The organism is Bosea sp. 124 (assembly GCF_003046175.1).
Classification (GTDB): Bacteria; Pseudomonadota; Alphaproteobacteria; order Rhizobiales; family Beijerinckiaceae; genus Allobosea.
Genome location: NZ_PZZM01000001.1, coordinates 685,203 through 701,210 on the forward strand (window position 1 = coordinate 685,203; position 16,008 = coordinate 701,210).

Sequence of the window (16,008 nt, forward strand, 5' to 3'; positions counted from 1 at the left end):
GCCGACCGACCGTGATTAGATCGATCCAATCGACTATTTTCGGCCCAAAACAGGCTGATTCATGTTGCAACGCACAGCAAGCGACACGATTTCCGGTGAAGCCGCCCGGCCGGGCGCAAAGGTCACCCTCACGGAAATCGCTGCGCATGCCGATGTGTCGCGAGCGACCGTCTCGCTCGTCCTGCGCGAAAGCCCGCTGGTGCGCGACGAAACGCGCCAGCGCGTGCTGGGCGCGATCAAGGCGCTGAACTACGTCTATGACCGCAGTGCGGCGCGCATGCGCGGGCGGCATTCGCAGACCGTCGGGGTCATCATCGTCGACCTGACATCATCCTTCTATGCCGAGCTGACGGCGGGCATCGACGCCGCGCTCGACCGTGCGGGACGCATCGCTTTCCTGGCCAATACGGGCGAGGATCTCGACCGTCAGGCGCGCGTGCTGGCGCGGTTCCGCGAGCAGGCCGTCGATGGCGTGATCCTGTGCCCCGCCGAGGGTGCGACCGTCGAGACCCTGCACCAGTTGACCAGTGCGAACATGCCCTGCGTCCAGGTGCTGCGACATGTCCCGGGCGCCCAGACCGACTATGTCGGAACCGACAACCGGCTTGGAACCAGGCTCGCCACCGAGCATCTGATCGAGCGCGGCCATGAGCGCATCGCCTTCGTTGGCGGCGATGCCGACACCTCCGTCGCGCATGACCGCAAGGCGGGCTATCTCGACGCGATCAAGCAAGCGGGGCTGCCCCCCCGCCTGCTGCTCTGCCCCAACACCAAGGTCGCGAGCGCGGGAATCGTCCAGGCGGCACTGCTCGCGGACGCCCCGCCGACCGGCTTCGTCTGCTTCAACGACCCGACCGCGATGGGCGCGATGTCGGGAGCGTCCAGAGCCGGACAGCGACCCGGACACGAGGTGGCGATCGTCGGCTTCGACGATATCGGCGATGCGGCGATGACCTTCCCTTCACTGAGCAGCGTCGCCGTCCAGCCGCAGGCTCTCGGCGAGGCGGCGGCGGATCTGCTGCTGAAGCGCATCGCCAGTCCGGGCGGCCCGCCCTGCCGGATCATCACGCCGCCCCGCCTCGTGATCCGCGGCTCCAGCGAGAACGCCGTCGGCCCCGGCCGGCGCGGCCCGGCCCTGCAGGCGGCAGGCGAATGAGCCGCGCCGTCCGGAGCTATCTGCTCGGGACATTGCTGCCCTTCTGGGCGGAATGCGCCTGGGACGGGATCGATGGCGGCTATATCAGCGAGTTGAGGCTGACCGGCGCGGCCGTGCCGGAGGCGATGCGCAGCACGCTCGTGCAAAGCCGTTGCCTCTACAGCTTCAGCCATGCGGCCGTGCTCGGCGGCGACGACTGGGCGTTCACGGCGGCGCGACGCGCCTTCGACTTCCTCTGCCGGCGGCTGCGGCACGAGAGCGGCCTGTGGGTCACGGCCGCAGCACCGCGGCCGGGCGGCCCGCGCGACGAGCGGCTCGACTTCTACGATCAGGCCTTCGTTCTGTTCGGGCTCGCCTGGTGGCACCGGGCCAGCGGCGATGCGAGCGCGATCAGCCTCGCCGACGAGACCTGGGACGCGCTGGAAGCCTGCCTCGCCGATTCGCAAGCCGGGGGCTGGCGCGAGGATTCGCAAGGGAGGCTGCCGCGTCGCCAGAACCCGCACATGCATCTGCTGGAAGCGGCGCATGCCCTGCTGGAGGCCACGGGAGAGACGACCTGGCTGACGCGTGCCGACCGGATCGTACGGCTGTTCCTCGAGCGCTTCTATGACGCCGGCAGCGGCACGGTGCGCGAGTTCCTCACAGCCGACCTGCACCCCGACCCGGGCGCTGCCGGACGGCTGCGCGAGCCCGGCCACAGCATGGAGTGGGTCTGGCTGTTGCTGCATCATCATCGGCTGGGCGGCGCCGGAGCGGTGCTCGCCCCCGCCGCGACACTCTACACGACCGCATGCCGGCTCGGCGTCGATGCCAGCGGCCATGTGATCGAGACGATGATGGCGGACGGGGAGATACGCGATCGTTCGCACCTGCTCTGGCCGCAGATGGAGGCCGTCAAGGCCGCGCTGGCGCGGCAGGAGATGCTGGGTTCGGCGCCTGGCGACGCGGAGCGGTTCCTGGCCGTGATCTGGCGCGACCACCTGTCGGAAATGACGCCGCTCTGGATCAACCGTCTGACCGCCGAGGGATCGCCCCTGACCGACCGTGTGCCGACACGGCTTCTGTATCATATCGTCCTGTGCCTGGCCGAGCATCTGCGCCTGACGCCCGCGCACCAGCCATCGGCACGGGTCGCGGCGGAGGCACCAAGGCCATGACCCGCTCGACGTTCGCCCCGCGAAACCTCCGGCCGGCGACCGGCAACCTCAACGACAAAAACGTCAGGACGACGCAGCCATGAGATGACCTGCAAACGCACATCTTCCCGGGCACAATAGAACCCCGGGCAAGATTCAAACTGAAATGCCGAAATTTGCGCACTCGATGGAAATCGGGAAGATGTATTTTTGACTATATTTGATATCCAACAATAGATTTCCGGCTGCTGAAAAGCTATATTGATTAGATCGATCTAAATCGTCATACTATTGGAGCGAGCCCCGCAAGAGGGCCCCAATGGGAGGAACAGATGTCAAGGAGACTGATCACCTGCGTGATCGGTGCGGCGCTCGCTTTCGTGGCCGCACCGTCGAACGCTCAACAGACCATCGAACTGCACGGCGCCTCGCAGTTCAACGACGACCACGCCTTCACCAAAGCGCTCGCCAAATTCGGCGAGGTGGTCAAGGCCTGCTACGGCAAGCCGATCAATTTCGTGCTGCACAAGAACAGCGAGCTCGGCCTCGAAAAGCAGTATTTCGAGTACATGGCCTCGGGCAAGGCCGTGGACTATGCCATCGTCTCGCCGGCGCATATGTCGACCTTCTCGAAGGCCGCGCCATTCATCGACGCGCCGTTCCTGTTCCGCGACCTCGCGCACTGGAACAAGGTACTCGACCAGGACCTGCTGAAGCCGATCGCCGACGAGATCGCCAAGCGCTCCGACGTCATGCTGGTCGGCTATGCCGGCGGCGGTACGCGCAACATCTTCGTCAACAAGCCGGTCAGCAACATGGCCGAGATCAAGGGCCTCAAGGTCCGCGTCCAGGGCGCGCCGATCTGGAGCAAGACCTTCCAGGCGGCGGGCATGGCGCCGACCGTGATCGCCTATAACGAGGTCTATAACGGCATCCAGAACGGCGTCATCTCGGCCGGCGAGAACGAGGCGGCCGGCGTCGAGGCGATGCGCTTCTACGAGGTCGCGCCGCAACTCGCCATGACCGAGCACGCGATCACGATCCGCCCGCTGGCCTTCTCCGGCAAGACCTTCCGCAAGCTGCCGAAGGATCTGCAGGACTGCGTCATGAAGGGCGGCAAGGAAGGCGGGGCGCATGGCCGGCAGGTCGAAGCGAGCGAGGACACCGCCAAGCTCGAAGCGCTCGAAAAGGCCGGCAAGCTGAAGCGCATTCCCTTCGCCGACCGCGCCGCGATGAAGAAGGCGGTCGATCCCGTCATGATCGAATACGCCAAGGAGATCGACGCCCTGTCGATCCTGGAGAAGATCAACGCCGTCCAGTGACGCGCGGATCGTCGTCCAAGCCGCCGGGCCTCGCCCGGCGGCGCCCTCTTCAGCCCGACATGTCCGACTTTCCGGAGCGCGCCTGCCCATGAGCGTGAACAGCATCGATTCGCCCGGCCTCCTGCGCCGGTTCTCCGCAGGCTATCACCGCGTCTTGTGCATGTTGCTGGCGGTCATGCTGGCGGTCCTGGTCGTTCCCGTGACGGTTCAGATCTTCTCGCGCTTCACCAGCCTGATCCCGCACTACATCTGGACCGAGGAGATGGCGCGCTTCCTGTTCGTCTGGACGATCATGATCGGCTCGATCGTCGGCGTCCGCGAAAGTGCACATTTCGACGTCGACCTCTGGCCGCGCCTGTCTCCTCGCGGCAACGCCGCATTGCGGCTGTTCGCGCGGCTTTGCATCCTGCTGCTGGCCTTCGTCTTCCTCTGGATGGGCATCGAGTTCACCGAACAGGCGATCTACCGCATCTCTGAACTGGCCGAGATGCCGCTCTGGATCATCCATCTCGCCTGGCCGATCGCGGGCGCGAGCTGGATCCTGTTCGTCGGCGAGCTGATCTATGACGATCTGCGTATCCTGGCGGGGCCGCGCTCATGACCGGCTCGGTGCTCTCATCCGGCCAGGCCGCGCTGATCCTGTTCGGCCTGTTCTTCTTCCTGCTGGCGATGCGCGTGCCCGTCGCCTTCGCGCTCGCGCTCGCCTGCCTGCCGATCCTGCTGATCGAACCCCGCCTCTCCTCCAGCATGCTGCTGCAGGAGACCTTCAACGCCTATAACTCCTTCATCCTGCTGGCGGTGCCGTTCTTCCTGCTGACGGCCAACCTGATGAACACGGGCGGCATCACCGACCGGCTGATGCGGCTGTCGCGCAGCATGGTCGGGCATTTCCCCGGCTCGCTGGCGCAGATCAACGTCGTGCTGTCGTTCTTCTTCGCCGGGATCTCCGGCTCGTCCACGGCCGATGCCGCCAGCCAGTCGAAGCTCTTCATCGATGCCCAGCGCAAGGAGGGCTATGACGACAGCTTCACGGTGGCCATCACCGCCGTTTCCTCGGTGCTGGCCGTCATCATCCCGCCCTCCATCCTGATGGTGATCTGGGGCGGCACGCTGACGACATCGATCGGCGCGCTGTTCCTGGCCGGCATCATCCCGGGAGCACTGATCGCCGGTGCGCAGATGGCCACGGTGCATGTCTATGCGAAGGTCCGGGGCTACCCGACCTATCCGCGCGCGAGCTGGGGCGAACTCGGAAAGGGCGTCTGGGTCTCGATTCCCGCGCTGCTGACGCCGCTGATCATCATCGGCGGCAAGATTTTCGGCTGGTTCACGGCGACTGAATCCGCCTGCATCGCGGTGCTATACGCCGTCTTCCTGTCGATCTTGATCTATCGCGAGATGGATATGAAGGGGCTCTACGATGCGCTGCTCGACAGCGGACGGTTCTCCTCCGTGGCGCTGTTCTGCGTCGGTACCGCGACCGGCTTCGGCTGGCTGATGGCGTATTACAAGATGCCGGAGGCGATCCTGTCAGGCGTCTCGACCTGGGGGCTCGGCGTCACCGGCATGGGCTTTCTGGTCGCGGGCGTCTTCCTCGTCGTCGGCTGCTTCCTCGACGCCATTCCGGCCATCATCATCGTCGGCAGCATCCTGCAGCCGCTGACGCTGGCGGCCGGCATGGACCCGGTGCATTTCGCGATGATCGGCATCGTCTCGCTGGCCTTCGGGCTGGTGACACCGCCCTACGGCCTGTGCCTGCTGATCGCCTGCGCGATGGCGGAGATGCGCCTGATCGACGTGCTCGGGGATGTCATGATCATGCTGATGCCGATGTGCATCGTGCTGGTGATGATCATCATCTGGCCGCAGATCGTGCTGATCCTGCCGAGTCTGATCTCACCGGATTTCCTCAAGTGAGGCTCTTTTCCGAGTCGACGGGGCAAGATTCGACGATGACGCCGCCGCCGGCAGGCCTGACCGCGATGCCGGCTCTGTCGGTTGTCGTGAATCCGCGGGCGGCGGCGAGACGACCCGCCAGCGCATGGCAACCGATATGGCCGGCGGCTCCATCAACGATTTGAGAAAGTCTCGGACGACGGCGCATGCCGCAGAACACCGAAGTGGTGCCGCTTGAGGGATTCGAACCCCCGACCCCCTCATTACGAATGAGGTGCTCTACCAGCTGAGCTAAAGCGGCGACGCGGCAGCCTCTACCAGCCCGGCCGATTCTTGGCAAGATGAAGCTTCCCGGCAAGGCAAAGACAGGGGCCATGCTGGCAGCCTGCCGCACCGGGACGTCGGTCCCCGGGAAATCAGTCCTTGCGCAGCTTTTCCGTCTCGGGCTTCTCCTGGCCGAGCGCGACGATGCCGCGGCGGATGGCGCGGGTCCTGGTGAAGTGCTTGTGCAGGGTCTCGCCGTCGCCGAAGCGGATCGCCCGCGTCAGCACCGCCAGATCCTCGCTGAAGCGGCCGAGCATCTCCAGCACCGCGTCCTTGTTGTGCAGGAAGACGTCGCGCCACATCGTCGGGTCGGAGGCCGCGATGCGGGTGAAATCGCGGAAGCCGCCGGCCGAGAACTTGATCACCTCCGACTGCGTTACCGCCGCCAGATCCTCCGCCGTGCCGACGATGTTGTAGGCGATCAGATGCGGCAGATGGCTAGTGACGGCGAGCACAAGGTCATGATGCGTCGCGGTCATCACCTCGACGATCGCGCCCATGCCCTCCCAGAACTGGCGGGTGCGGGTGATCGCCGCCTCGTCGGTTCCGTCCGGTGGCGTCAGGATGCACCAGCGGTTGAGGAAGAGGCTCGGAAAGCCGGCATCGGGGCCGGAATTCTCGGTGCCCGCCACGGGATGGGCCGGAACGAAATGCACGCCCGCCGGCAGATACGGCATCACCGCCTCGACGACGGCATTCTTCACCGAACCGACATCCGAGAGGATCGCGCCCGGCTTCAGCGCTGGGGCGATCTCGGCCGCGACCGCGCCACAGGCGCCGACGGGCACGCAGAGCACGATGTGGTCCGCCTGCGCGACGGCCTCGGCCGCCGTCTCCGCGACCTCATGGCCGAGGCCGAGTTCGCGGGCGCGCTGGCGCACGGCCTCGTCGCGGTCATAGAGCACGACGCGACCGGCGAGGTTGAGGTCCTTCGCAGCATGGGCTATCGACGACCCGATCAGCCCGACGCCGATGATCGCGAGGCGCGCGAAGAGCGGCTCCTCGCGGCGCGGCGCAAAGCTCTGCTGAGCGGGCGCCATCATGCCGCCAGGAATTCGGCCAGCGCGGTCACGACGAGCCGGTTCGCCTCCTCGGTGCCAATGGTCATGCGCAGCGCACCGGGCAGGCCATAGGCCCCGACGCCGCGCAGGATCAGCCCGCGCTGCGTCAGAAAGGCATCGGCTTCCTTGGCGGTCTTCCCGGGCGTCGCCGGGAAATGGATCAGGACGAAATTGCCGACGGACGGCGTGACGGTGAGGCCAAGCTTCTGAAGCTCGGCTGTGGTCCAGGCCAGCCACTTGTCGTTGTGCTCGATGGCCGAGGCGACATGGGCCTCGTCGGCGATGGCGGCTGCGCCAGCCTCGATCGCCGCGCCATTGACATTGAACGGGCCGCGGATGCGCTCGAGCGCATCGATGATGTGCGCCGGGCCATACATCCAGCCGATGCGCAGATTGGCGAGGCCGTAGATCTTCGAGAAGGTGCGCGTCATCACGACGTTCTCGCTTTCCGCGACCAGCTCGAGCCCGGAGGCGTAGTCGTTGCGGCGGACATATTCGGCATAGGCCGCATCGAGCACGAGCAGGACATGCGACGGCAGGCCGGCATGCAGGCGCTTGACCTCGTCGAAGGGCAGATAGGTGCCGGTCGGGTTGTTAGGATTGGCGAGGAAGACGATCTTCGTGCGCGGCGTCACCGCCGCAAGGATGGCATCGACATCGGCGGTGAAGTCCTTCTCGTCGACCACGACCGGCTTGCCACCGGCCGCCAGGATCGCGATGCGGTAGACGAGGAAGCCGTGCGCGGTGAAGACACCCTCGTCGCCATCGCCGAGATAGGCCTTGGTGATGAGCTGGAGCAGCTCGTCCGAGCCCGTGCCGCAGAGGATGCGGCCGGCGTCGAGCCCGTAACGCCCGGCGATGGCCTCGCGCAGCTTGGTCGAAGAACCGTCCGGATAAAGCTCGAGCTTGCCGGCGATCTTGCCATAGGCTTCGACCGCCTTCGGGCTCGGCCCCAGCGGGGTCTCGTTCGAGGAGAGCTTGTGCAGCTTCACGCCGGCGGGAGCAGCCGATTTGCCGGGAACATAGGCCTCGATATCGAGGACGCCGGGGCGGGGAACGGGACGGGAGGCGGTCATGACGGTCACACTTTCGGTTCTAGCACCCACACCGTCATCCTGGGCGACCGAAGGTCGGCCCGGGATCCATCGGAGGGCTTCGCACTCTACGATGGATCCCGGATCGCCGCTGCGCGACGTCCAGGGTGACGATGGCGGTTCAGGAGGACATGGCGGAAAGGTTCACGAACGGACGGATTTGAAGGCGAAGCGGGCGGCGTGGCTGCCGATCTCGGCGAAGTCGCTCAGACCCGCAGGCTCCAGCGACTGGCGGATCACCGCCTGATCGACCTCCCCCGACGCCGCAACGAGCAGAGAGAGATGCGAGCCGTCGGCGGCCGAGGCCGAGACCTCAGCGAGGTGCTGGGCGAGGCCATGTCGCAGGCTTTCGGACCAGCGCTCGACGCGGGCGGCATAGAGCACGATCTCGCGCATGGCAGCATCCGCCAGAGGCTTGGCGATGCAGTAGACCGGCGTGCCCGCCGGATGGTCCGGTCGCTCGATGAAGGGCAGTCGCGCGATGATCTTCGGGCTGTCCGGCCCGATCAGATCGCGCCACCAGATGCCGGCGCTGGCGCCCTGGTCCATGCGGAAGATGCCGAGATCGCCGGCCGATTCCGCCACCGCCGCGATGACGGCGCGGGCATCCTCATGCGTGACGAAGGGCACGGTGAAGCCGAAATGGAAGCGAGCGGAATCGCGCATCGCCGCATCGCCGCCGGAGACGTCGGCATGCACGGCATAGTTCGCCTGCACATAGGTGAAGGTTGCGATGATGATGCGCCAGATGCCCTCGATGGTGTCGAGCGGGAGCAGGCCTTTATGGCGCAAGGCTAGGCGCTTCATCATGTCGGCCTCGCGACCGGGCCGGAAGGCCGAGCCGGAGGCCTGGGTCTTCTTCACCGAGATCAGCGTCTCGATGATCGAGGAGCGCTCCATCAGCAGCGCATGCATCTCGGTATCGATGCGATCGATCTCGGCGCGCAGATCGGCAAGGGTCGTCGGAGCGGCTTCGGTCATGATGGCAGCGCGATCGGAGGAACACCCTCATCCTTCGAGACGCCGTTTCGCGGCTCCTCAGGATGAGGGCTGAGGGTCCGTTAGGCTCTTAGCGCTGCGGCGCCGCCTTGGCAAAGCCGCCGCATGCATCGCCGCGTTGACAGAACGCGCACATCGCGGCATCGCTAGAGTTCGATCTTTCGAACAAGCTGACCGGCAAGACAAACTCTCCCGTCAAAGCGGACAAGAATGAGCGATTTCTCCTCGAGCCTGGCCGATCCGCTGAAGGAGGCGAACGAGCCCACGAGCCCGGTGGCGCGCTTCGGCCCGGAGACGCCGCTGCTGATGGATTGCGGCGTCGCGCTCGACCATTGGCAGATCGCCTACCAGACCTACGGCAGCTTGAATGAATCGCGCTCGAACGCGATCCTGGTCTGCCATGCCCTGACCGGCGACCAGCATGTCGCGAGCCGCAACCCGGTGACAGGCAAGGGCGGCTGGTGGACGGCGATGATCGGGCCGGGCAAGCCGATCGACACCGACCGCTTCTTCGTGATCTGCGCCAATGTCGTCGGCGGCTGCACCGGCACGACCGGACCGGCCTCGACCAATCCCGAGACGGGCAAGCCCTGGGGGCTGTCGTTCCCGATGGTGACGATCCGCGACATGGTGCGGGCACAGCGGCATCTCGTCGACTCGCTCGGCATCGAGACGCTGTTTTGCGTCGCCGGCGGCTCGATGGGCGGGATGCAAGTGCTGCAATGGGCAGCGAGCTATCCGGACCGGGTGTTCTCGGCGCTGCCGCTGGCGACAGCCGCCAAGCACTCGGCGCAGAACATCGCCTTCCACGAGGTTGGCCGGCAGGCGGTGATGGCCGATCCGGAATGGCGCGGCGGGCGCTATCTCGAAGAGGGCACGCGGCCCTCCAAGGGGCTCTCGGTGGCGCGGATGGGCGCCCATATCACCTATCTCTCCGAGCCTGCCCTGCACCGCAAATTCGGCCGCAAGCTGCAGGACCGCGAGGCACCGACATTCTCCTTCGATGCGGATTTCCAGGTCGAGAGCTACCTGCGCTATCAGGGCCTGTCCTTCGTCGAGCGCTTCGACGCCAATTCCTATCTCTATGTGACGCGGGCGATGGATTATTTCGATCTGGCCGCGGACCATGACGGCGTGCTGGCCAAGGCCTTCGCCGGCACGAAGACGCGGTTCTGCGTCGCCTCCTTCACCTCCGACTGGCTGTTTCCGACGTCGGATTCCCGCGCGATCGTGCATGCGCTGAACGCGGCCGGCGCTTCGGTCTCCTTTGTCGAGCTGGAGAGCGACAAGGGCCACGACGCCTTCCTGCTGGAGGAGCCGAACCTGTTCGCCACGACGCGCGGCTTCATCGGCGCGGCCGCACGGGCACGGGGGATCTGAGATGAGGGCCTTCCATTATCATTCCGGGACTTCGCGCAGCGAAGAACCCGGAACCCACGACGAGGCGGGGCGGGAGAGGACGCTCGTTCGATCGGCTTCACCCGGTCGTGGGTTCCGGGTTCGGCCCTTTGGGCCGCCCCGGAATGACAGGTGGAGCGCACCATGACCCTGCCCGAACCCCAGACCAATCGCATCGACCTCAAGCTCGTCGCCGAGATGGTGACGCCGGGCTCGCGCGTGCTCGATGTCGGCTGCGGCGACGGGCAGTTGCTCTCGCTCCTGGCCGAGACACGCGGTGTCGATGCACGCGGGATCGAATTGTCGCGCGAAGGCGTGGCCGGCTGCGTCGCGCGTGGGCTGTCCGTCATCCAGGGCGACGCCGACACCGACCTCACCGAATATCCGGATGATGCCTTCGACTATGTGATCCTGTCGCAAACCATCCAGGCGACGCGCAATCCGCGTTTCGTGCTCGAGCAGATGCTGCGGATCGGCCGGCGCGCCATCATTTCCTTCCCGAATTTCGGACATTGGCGGATGCGCGGCCAGGTCTTCTTCCTCGGCCGCATGCCGGTGACGGATTCGCTGCCCTATGCCTGGTGGGACACGCCCAACATCCATTTCTGCACGATCCGCGATTTCGTGACGCTCTGCGACACGATCGGCGCGGTGAAAGAGCGCGCCGTCGCGCTCGACGCGGCGGGCGGCCGTGTCGGTGTCAGCGCGCCCTGGTGGTTCTGGAACCTGTTCGGCGCGCAGGCAGTGTTCCTGCTCAAGCGCGGGCCCGATGCGGGCGCCGATCAGGCGGATGGCCGCCGGAACGCCACATCGTAGAGAGCCGCCGTCTGGTAGCAAAAGAAGGCCATCGGCCAGCGCTGCGTGCGCGCGAACTCGACCGCTGCCCGCTGAACGCCGTAGCGCCCCAGCCAGGGATCGATATGGGCGAAGTCGTTGAAGGCGAGGTAGCCGCCGGGCTTGACCTTCGGCGCCGCAGCCAGCGCATCCCTCAGGCAGCCGGCATAGGAATGGTCGGCGTCGATATAGATCCAGTCGAAATGCCCGTCCGGAAACGCCGCGATCGTCTCATGGGTGTAGCCGACATGGCGCGTGACGGCCGGGCTGTCGAGCCCGGTCTCGTTGAACTGCGAATAATCGATATCGATCAGGTGCAAGGCACCGGGACGGTTCATGCTGATGATGTCGCGGGCGAAATCGCCCCGGTAGGTGCCGAGCTCGGCAACGACACCACCCTGCGGCAGGAGCGGCAGCATCGCCTCGCGCGAACTGCAGAACCGGCAATCCTCCAGCAGCTCGGAGGGGATGGGCTGAATGGTTTGCACCGGCCCAAGGGAGCGCGCGAGCCTGTAGGTCCGCCGCAGCACATCCGGCAGGCGGCTGCGGATCTGCATCTCCGTCCGCTTCGCAAACTCACGCAGCAATTGTGTCTCCACCGCCGTCGACGATCATTTTCCGCATCCGGACGCTTCCGTCCGCAGGGAATCCGATCTCGGGATTAGCGCATCGCTGCCGGAAACGCGATCCACCCCAGGCGAGGGCCCGAGGCGCCCGCCGGCGCGGCCTGTGACAGCCGCGTCGCCGGGCGCCGGTCTCAGTTGAGCGGCACGCCCGCCGGGCGCTTTTCCTTCACCGCCGCGATGTCGCCGAGCATCAGGCTCGCCGGGCCGACCGTGACCGGCACGGTCTCGCCATCATGAATCCGGCCAGCGAGCAGCAGCTCGGCCAAGGGGTCCTGCACCGATTTCTGGATGGCGCGCTTGAGCGGGCGCGCGCCATAGGCGGGATCGTAACCCTTGTCGGCCAGCCACTGCCGGGCCTCGCCCGACAGTTCCAGCGTGATCTTGCGGTCCACCAGCAGCTTGGCGAGACGGGCCATCTGGATGTCGACGATCGCGCCCATATCCTCCCGGCGCAGCCGGTGGAACAGGATGATGTCGTCGATGCGGTTCAGGAACTCCGGCCGGAAGGCCTGCCTGACCACACCCATCACCTCGTCGCGAACCTCCTCGCTGTCATGCCCCTCCGGCTGGTTGACCAGATACTCCGAACCGAGATTCGAGGTCATGATGATCAGCACGTTGCGGAAATCGACCGTGCGGCCCTGACCATCGGTCAGGCGGCCATCGTCGAGAACCTGCAGCAGGACGTTGAAGACGTCGGGATGGGCCTTCTCGACCTCGTCGAACAGCACGACCTGATAGGGCCGGCGGCGCACGGCCTCCGTCAGCGCCCCGCCCTCCTCATAGCCGACATAGCCGGGAGGCGCGCCGATCAGCCGGGCGACCGAGTGCTTCTCCATGTATTCCGACATGTCGAGGCGCACCATCGCGGTGTCGTCGTCGAAGAGGAACGAAGCCAGTGCCTTGGTCAGCTCGGTCTTGCCGACGCCGGTCGGGCCAAGAAACATGAAGGAGCCGATCGGCCGGTTGGGGTCCTGCAACCCGGCGCGAGCCCGGCGGACCGCCGTCGAGACGGCTTCCACGGCCTCGTGCTGCCCGACCACGCGGGAAGCCAGAACCTGCTCCATGCGCAGCAGCTTGTCCTTCTCGCCCTCCAGCATCCGGTCGACCGGCACGCCGGTCCAGCGGCTGACGACCTGTGCGACATGGTCCGGCGTCACAGCCTCCTCGACCATGCCGCTATCGTCGCCCTTCGCCTCGATCTCGGCCAGGGTCTTCTCAAGCTGCGGGATCTCGCCATAGGCGAGTTCGCCGGCGCGCTGGTATTCGCCCTTGCGCTGGGCCTGGGCCAGTTCGTTGCGGGCATTGTCGAGCCTGGTCTTCAGCTCGGCGGCGGCGCCGAGCTTGTCCTTCTCGGCCTTCCATTTCGCCGTGATCGTGGCAGAGCGCGATTCCAGATCGGCGAGTTCCGATTCGAGCCGCTTCAGCCGCTCCTTGGAGCCCGTATCGCTCTCCTTCTTCAGCGCCTCCTGCTCGATCTTGAGACGCACGATCTCGCGGTCGATCGAGTCGAGCTCCTCGGGCTTGGAATCGACCTGCATGCGCAGCCGCGCCGAGGCCTCGTCCATCAGGTCGATGGCCTTGTCGGGCAGGAAGCGGTCGGTGATGTAGCGGTTAGAGAGCGTCGCAGCCGAAACCAGCGCCGAATCCGTGATGCGGACGCGATGATGCTGCTCGTACTTCTCCTTGAGGCCGCGCAGGATCGAGACCGTGTCCTCGACGCTGGGCTCGTCGACGAAGACCGGCTGGAAGCGCCGGGCGAGGGCTGCGTCCTTCTCGACATATTTGCGGTACTCGTCGAGCGTGGTCGCGCCGACGCAATGCAGGTCGCCGCGCGCCAGAGCGGGCTTGAGCAGGTTGGACGCATCCATCGCGCCATCGCTCTTGCCGGCGCCGACCAGCGTGTGCATCTCGTCGATGAACAGGATGACGCCGCCCTCGGCCGCCGAGACCTCGTTCAGCACGGCCTTGAGACGCTCCTCGAACTCGCCGCGATACTTCGCACCCGCGATCAGCGAGCCCATGTCGAGCGAGAGCAGCTCCTTGTCCTTGAGACCTTCGGGCACGTCGCCATTGACGATGCGCAGGGCGAGGCCTTCGGCAATCGCCGTCTTGCCGACGCCGGGCTCGCCGATCAGGACGGGATTGTTCTTGGTCCGGCGCGAGAGAACCTGAATGGTGCGGCGGATTTCCTCGTCGCGGCCGATCACGGGGTCGAGCTTGCCGTCCCGCGCCGCAGCCGTGAGGTCACGGGCGTATTTCTTGAGCGCGTCATAGCTCTGCTCGGCGCTGGCGGAATCGGCGGTTCGACCCTTGCGGATCGCCTCGACCGCGGCATTCAGCGCCTGCGGCGTGACGCCGGCCTTGGAGAGCGCCTTGCCGGCCTCCGTCTCCTTCTCGATCGCCAGAGCCAGCAGGAGGCGCTCGACCGTGACGAAGGAATCGCCGGCCTTGTCGGCCGCCTTCTCGGCGGTGTCGAAGACGCGGGCGAGGCCCGGCGTCAGGTTCAGACCGCCGGAGCCGCCGCTGACCTTGGGCAGCTTGCCGAGCGCGGTGTCGGTGAGCTGCAAGGCGAGCTTCGCATTGCCGCCCGCCCGGTCGATGAGGCCGGCCGCCATGCCCTCATTGTCGTCGAGCAGCGCCTTGAGCAGATGCTCCGGCGTGAACTGCTGATGGCCGTCGCGCAAGGCGATCGTCTGCGCCGCCTGGAGGAAACCCTTGGCCCTGTCGGTGTATTTCTCGATGTTCATCTTGTCACTCCGCCCCCCGGAACGCCCCGTAGCGACGTCATCCGGTTGCTTTTCGTCAGGATGGAGCGCCCATACGGGCCGCCCCTCGCCAACAGAGATAGGTGTGGCATCCGCGCAACGGAAGAGGGCGACAGCGCAATTGACCTGCGTCAAATCCCGGGCGCACGATAGGTCATGGCAGGGACGCAGCGACAGCAGTCGATCCGCAAGGCGCTCCGGGCGCTGGCGCCGGGGATTCCGCTGGCCGACGCCCAGGCCGTGATCGCCCTGGCGGAGCGGCGCCATATGAAGGATCTGCCGCCAGCGATCGCGCTCTGGCTCGCACTCGGCAGCCATGTCCGCCACGTCCATACCGATTACGAGCACCTGCTCGCCGATGGCTATGACCGCGAGGCGGCGCGCTTCTTCGTATCCGACGATACCGACGCCGTGCTCGCGGGCTGGGGCTGCCAGCGCTCGGTATCCGATCTCCCGGAGGCGGAAGAGGAAGCGGTCCGGACCCGGATTTCCCGCAGCTGATCGGAGCCATGCCAGGATTTCATCGATCCTGGCTGATCCTCCCGCTATCCTGACGCATCCCTCGCATCGCGGATCTCATCCATGCGCATCGCCTCGCTCTATCGCTACCCCGTCAAGGGCCTCTCGCCCGAGCGCCTGGATTCGGCCCAGCTCGACACGGGGGCCTATTTTCCGGGCGACCGGCTCTTCGCGGTCGAGAACGGGCCGTCCGGCTTCGACCCCGCGGAACCAGTCCATCAGCCCAAGATCAAATACCTGATGCTGATGCGCAACGAGGAGCTGGCGACGTTGCGGACGCGCTATGACGATGCCAGCGGCGAACTCGTCATCGCCCGGGACGGCGTCGAGCGGCTGCGCGCCAGCACCTCCACCCCTGAGGGGCGAGAGGGCATCACGGCCTTCTTCGAGGCCTTCATGCCGGATGCCCTGCGAGGCAAGCCACGGCTGCTGCAGGCACCGGACGGTTACCGCTTCACCGATTCGCGCTCCGGCTTCGTCTCGATCATCAATCTGGCAAGCGTCGCCGATCTGGCTGCGCGCATCGGCCGGCCGATCGATCCGCTGCGCTTCCGCGGCAACATCATGGTCGAGGGACTGGAGCCCTGGGCCGAGCTGGACCTCGCGGAGCGCGAACTGACGACGGCCTCGGGCGCGAGGCTCGAGGTCATCAAGCGGATCGAGCGCTGCGCAGCGACCAATGTCGACCCGCAGACCGGCGCTCGCGACATGGAACTGCCCAAGGCCCTGATGACCGCCTTCGGCCATGTCGATTGCGGCATCTACTGCAGGGTCGTCGGCGGCGGCCGTCTGGCCGAGGGCGAACGGCTGGAGCTGGTCGCGGCGCCGGCCGCGCTCGGGATCGCCTGATCCATGAAAAAGGGGCCCTTGCGGGC

The 16,008-nt window shown here is 66.3% G+C and carries 14 protein-coding genes and 1 tRNA gene; 9 read left to right on the forward strand and 6 right to left on the reverse strand.

Annotated features, from left to right (window positions below):
* Window positions 1–61: 61 nt before the first annotated feature.
* The 5 genes from C8D03_RS03235 to C8D03_RS03255 all read left to right on the forward strand — a co-directional run bounded on the left by C8D03_RS03235 (window position 62) and on the right by C8D03_RS03255 (window position 5,531).
* The gene (locus C8D03_RS03235; protein ID WP_108044983.1) at window positions 62–1,156 is read left to right on the forward strand and encodes a LacI family DNA-binding transcriptional regulator; all 1,095 of its coding nucleotides are present in this window, start codon (window positions 62–64) and stop codon (window positions 1,154–1,156) included.
* Complete coding sequence (locus tag C8D03_RS03240) at window positions 1,153–2,313, forward strand: AGE family epimerase/isomerase (RefSeq protein ID WP_108044984.1); 1,161 nt, start codon at window positions 1,153–1,155, stop codon at window positions 2,311–2,313. The genes C8D03_RS03235 and C8D03_RS03240 overlap by 4 nt, the downstream gene beginning before the upstream one ends.
* A 311-nt stretch (window positions 2,314–2,624) precedes the next feature.
* Window positions 2,625–3,614 (forward strand): TRAP transporter substrate-binding protein, encoded by a 990-nt coding sequence (locus C8D03_RS03245; protein WP_108044985.1) that lies wholly within the window; start codon window positions 2,625–2,627, stop codon window positions 3,612–3,614.
* A gap of 88 nt (window positions 3,615–3,702) precedes the next feature.
* Entirely contained in the window at window positions 3,703–4,215 is a 513-nt protein-coding gene (locus C8D03_RS03250; protein ID WP_108044986.1) for a TRAP transporter small permease, read from the forward strand.
* Entirely contained in the window at window positions 4,212–5,531 is a 1,320-nt protein-coding gene (locus C8D03_RS03255; RefSeq protein WP_108044987.1) for a TRAP transporter large permease, read from the forward strand. The genes C8D03_RS03250 and C8D03_RS03255 overlap by 4 nt, the downstream gene beginning before the upstream one ends.
* Window positions 5,532–5,735: 204 nt before the next feature.
* Here C8D03_RS03255 and C8D03_RS03260 read toward each other — a convergent pair.
* The 4 genes from C8D03_RS03260 to C8D03_RS03275 all read right to left on the reverse strand — a co-directional run bounded on the left by C8D03_RS03260 (window position 5,736) and on the right by C8D03_RS03275 (window position 8,970).
* Window positions 5,736–5,811, reverse strand: a tRNA-Thr gene (locus tag C8D03_RS03260).
* 115 nt (window positions 5,812–5,926) lie between these two features.
* Window positions 5,927–6,877, reverse strand: coding sequence for a prephenate/arogenate dehydrogenase family protein (locus tag C8D03_RS03265; protein WP_248308330.1), 951 nt, complete (start codon window positions 6,875–6,877; stop codon window positions 5,927–5,929).
* The gene (gene hisC / locus C8D03_RS03270) at window positions 6,874–7,971 is read right to left on the reverse strand and encodes a histidinol-phosphate transaminase (RefSeq protein ID WP_108051147.1); all 1,098 of its coding nucleotides are present in this window, start codon (window positions 7,969–7,971) and stop codon (window positions 6,874–6,876) included. Before hisC ends, C8D03_RS03265 begins: the two co-directional genes overlap by 4 nt.
* 162 nt (window positions 7,972–8,133) lie before the next feature.
* Complete coding sequence (locus C8D03_RS03275) at window positions 8,134–8,970, reverse strand: chorismate mutase (RefSeq protein ID WP_108044989.1); 837 nt, start codon at window positions 8,968–8,970, stop codon at window positions 8,134–8,136.
* A 228-nt stretch (window positions 8,971–9,198) separates the two neighbouring features.
* Between C8D03_RS03275 and metX the strand changes: the two genes are divergently transcribed.
* Both metX and metW read left to right on the forward strand, forming a co-directional pair.
* Window positions 9,199–10,368, forward strand: coding sequence for a homoserine O-acetyltransferase MetX (gene metX, locus C8D03_RS03280; protein ID WP_108044990.1), 1,170 nt, complete (start codon window positions 9,199–9,201; stop codon window positions 10,366–10,368).
* A gap of 162 nt (window positions 10,369–10,530) precedes the next feature.
* On the forward strand, window positions 10,531–11,202 hold the full coding sequence (gene metW / locus C8D03_RS03285; protein ID WP_108051149.1) for a methionine biosynthesis protein MetW: 672 nt from the start codon (window positions 10,531–10,533) through the stop codon (window positions 11,200–11,202).
* On the opposite strand, the gene C8D03_RS03290 is transcribed toward metW, so the two are convergent.
* Window positions 11,169–11,807 (reverse strand): class I SAM-dependent methyltransferase, encoded by a 639-nt coding sequence (locus tag C8D03_RS03290; RefSeq protein WP_108044991.1) that lies wholly within the window; start codon window positions 11,805–11,807, stop codon window positions 11,169–11,171. The two genes, metW and C8D03_RS03290, sit on opposite strands and share 34 nt — an antisense overlap.
* 170 nt (window positions 11,808–11,977) lie before the next feature.
* Window positions 11,978–14,596: an ATP-dependent chaperone ClpB gene (clpB, locus tag C8D03_RS03295; RefSeq protein ID WP_108044992.1), complete on the reverse strand. Its 2,619-nt coding sequence runs from the start codon at window positions 14,594–14,596 to the stop codon at window positions 11,978–11,980.
* Between the two features lie 174 nt (window positions 14,597–14,770).
* On the opposite strand from clpB, the gene C8D03_RS03300 reads away from it, so the two are divergent.
* Window positions 14,771–15,115, forward strand: a complete 345-nt coding sequence (locus C8D03_RS03300) for a DUF2293 domain-containing protein (protein WP_108044993.1) — start codon at window positions 14,771–14,773, stop codon at window positions 15,113–15,115.
* An 81-nt stretch (window positions 15,116–15,196) separates the two neighbouring features.
* Window positions 15,197–15,982: an MOSC domain-containing protein gene (locus C8D03_RS03305; RefSeq protein ID WP_108044994.1), complete on the forward strand. Its 786-nt coding sequence runs from the start codon at window positions 15,197–15,199 to the stop codon at window positions 15,980–15,982.
* Window positions 15,983–16,008 lie beyond the last annotated feature (26 nt).

What these genes read in the sequence shown, in the direction of transcription:
- C8D03_RS03235 (WP_108044983.1), top strand. Translation starts at nt 62, where the DNA reads ATGTTGCAACGCACAGCAAGCGACACGATTTCCGGTGAAGCCGCCCGG.
- C8D03_RS03240 (WP_108044984.1), top strand. Translation starts at nt 1,153, where the DNA reads ATGAGCCGCGCCGTCCGGAGCTATCTGCTCGGGACATTGCTGCCCTTC.
- C8D03_RS03245 (WP_108044985.1), top strand. Translation starts at nt 2,625, where the DNA reads ATGTCAAGGAGACTGATCACCTGCGTGATCGGTGCGGCGCTCGCTTTC.
- C8D03_RS03250 (WP_108044986.1), top strand. Translation starts at nt 3,703, where the DNA reads ATGAGCGTGAACAGCATCGATTCGCCCGGCCTCCTGCGCCGGTTCTCC.
- C8D03_RS03255 (WP_108044987.1), top strand. Translation starts at nt 4,212, where the DNA reads ATGACCGGCTCGGTGCTCTCATCCGGCCAGGCCGCGCTGATCCTGTTC.
- C8D03_RS03265 (WP_248308330.1), bottom strand. Translation starts at nt 6,877, where the DNA reads ATGATGGCGCCCGCTCAGCAGAGCTTTGCGCCGCGCCGCGAGGAGCCG.
- hisC (WP_108051147.1), bottom strand. Translation starts at nt 7,971, where the DNA reads ATGACCGCCTCCCGTCCCGTTCCCCGCCCCGGCGTCCTCGATATCGAG.
- C8D03_RS03275 (WP_108044989.1), bottom strand. Translation starts at nt 8,970, where the DNA reads ATGACCGAAGCCGCTCCGACGACCCTTGCCGATCTGCGCGCCGAGATC.
- metX (WP_108044990.1), top strand. Translation starts at nt 9,199, where the DNA reads ATGAGCGATTTCTCCTCGAGCCTGGCCGATCCGCTGAAGGAGGCGAAC.
- metW (WP_108051149.1), top strand. Translation starts at nt 10,531, where the DNA reads ATGACCCTGCCCGAACCCCAGACCAATCGCATCGACCTCAAGCTCGTC.
- clpB (WP_108044992.1), bottom strand. Translation starts at nt 14,596, where the DNA reads ATGAACATCGAGAAATACACCGACAGGGCCAAGGGTTTCCTCCAGGCG.
- C8D03_RS03300 (WP_108044993.1), top strand. Translation starts at nt 14,771, where the DNA reads ATGGCAGGGACGCAGCGACAGCAGTCGATCCGCAAGGCGCTCCGGGCG.
- C8D03_RS03305 (WP_108044994.1), top strand. Translation starts at nt 15,197, where the DNA reads ATGCGCATCGCCTCGCTCTATCGCTACCCCGTCAAGGGCCTCTCGCCC.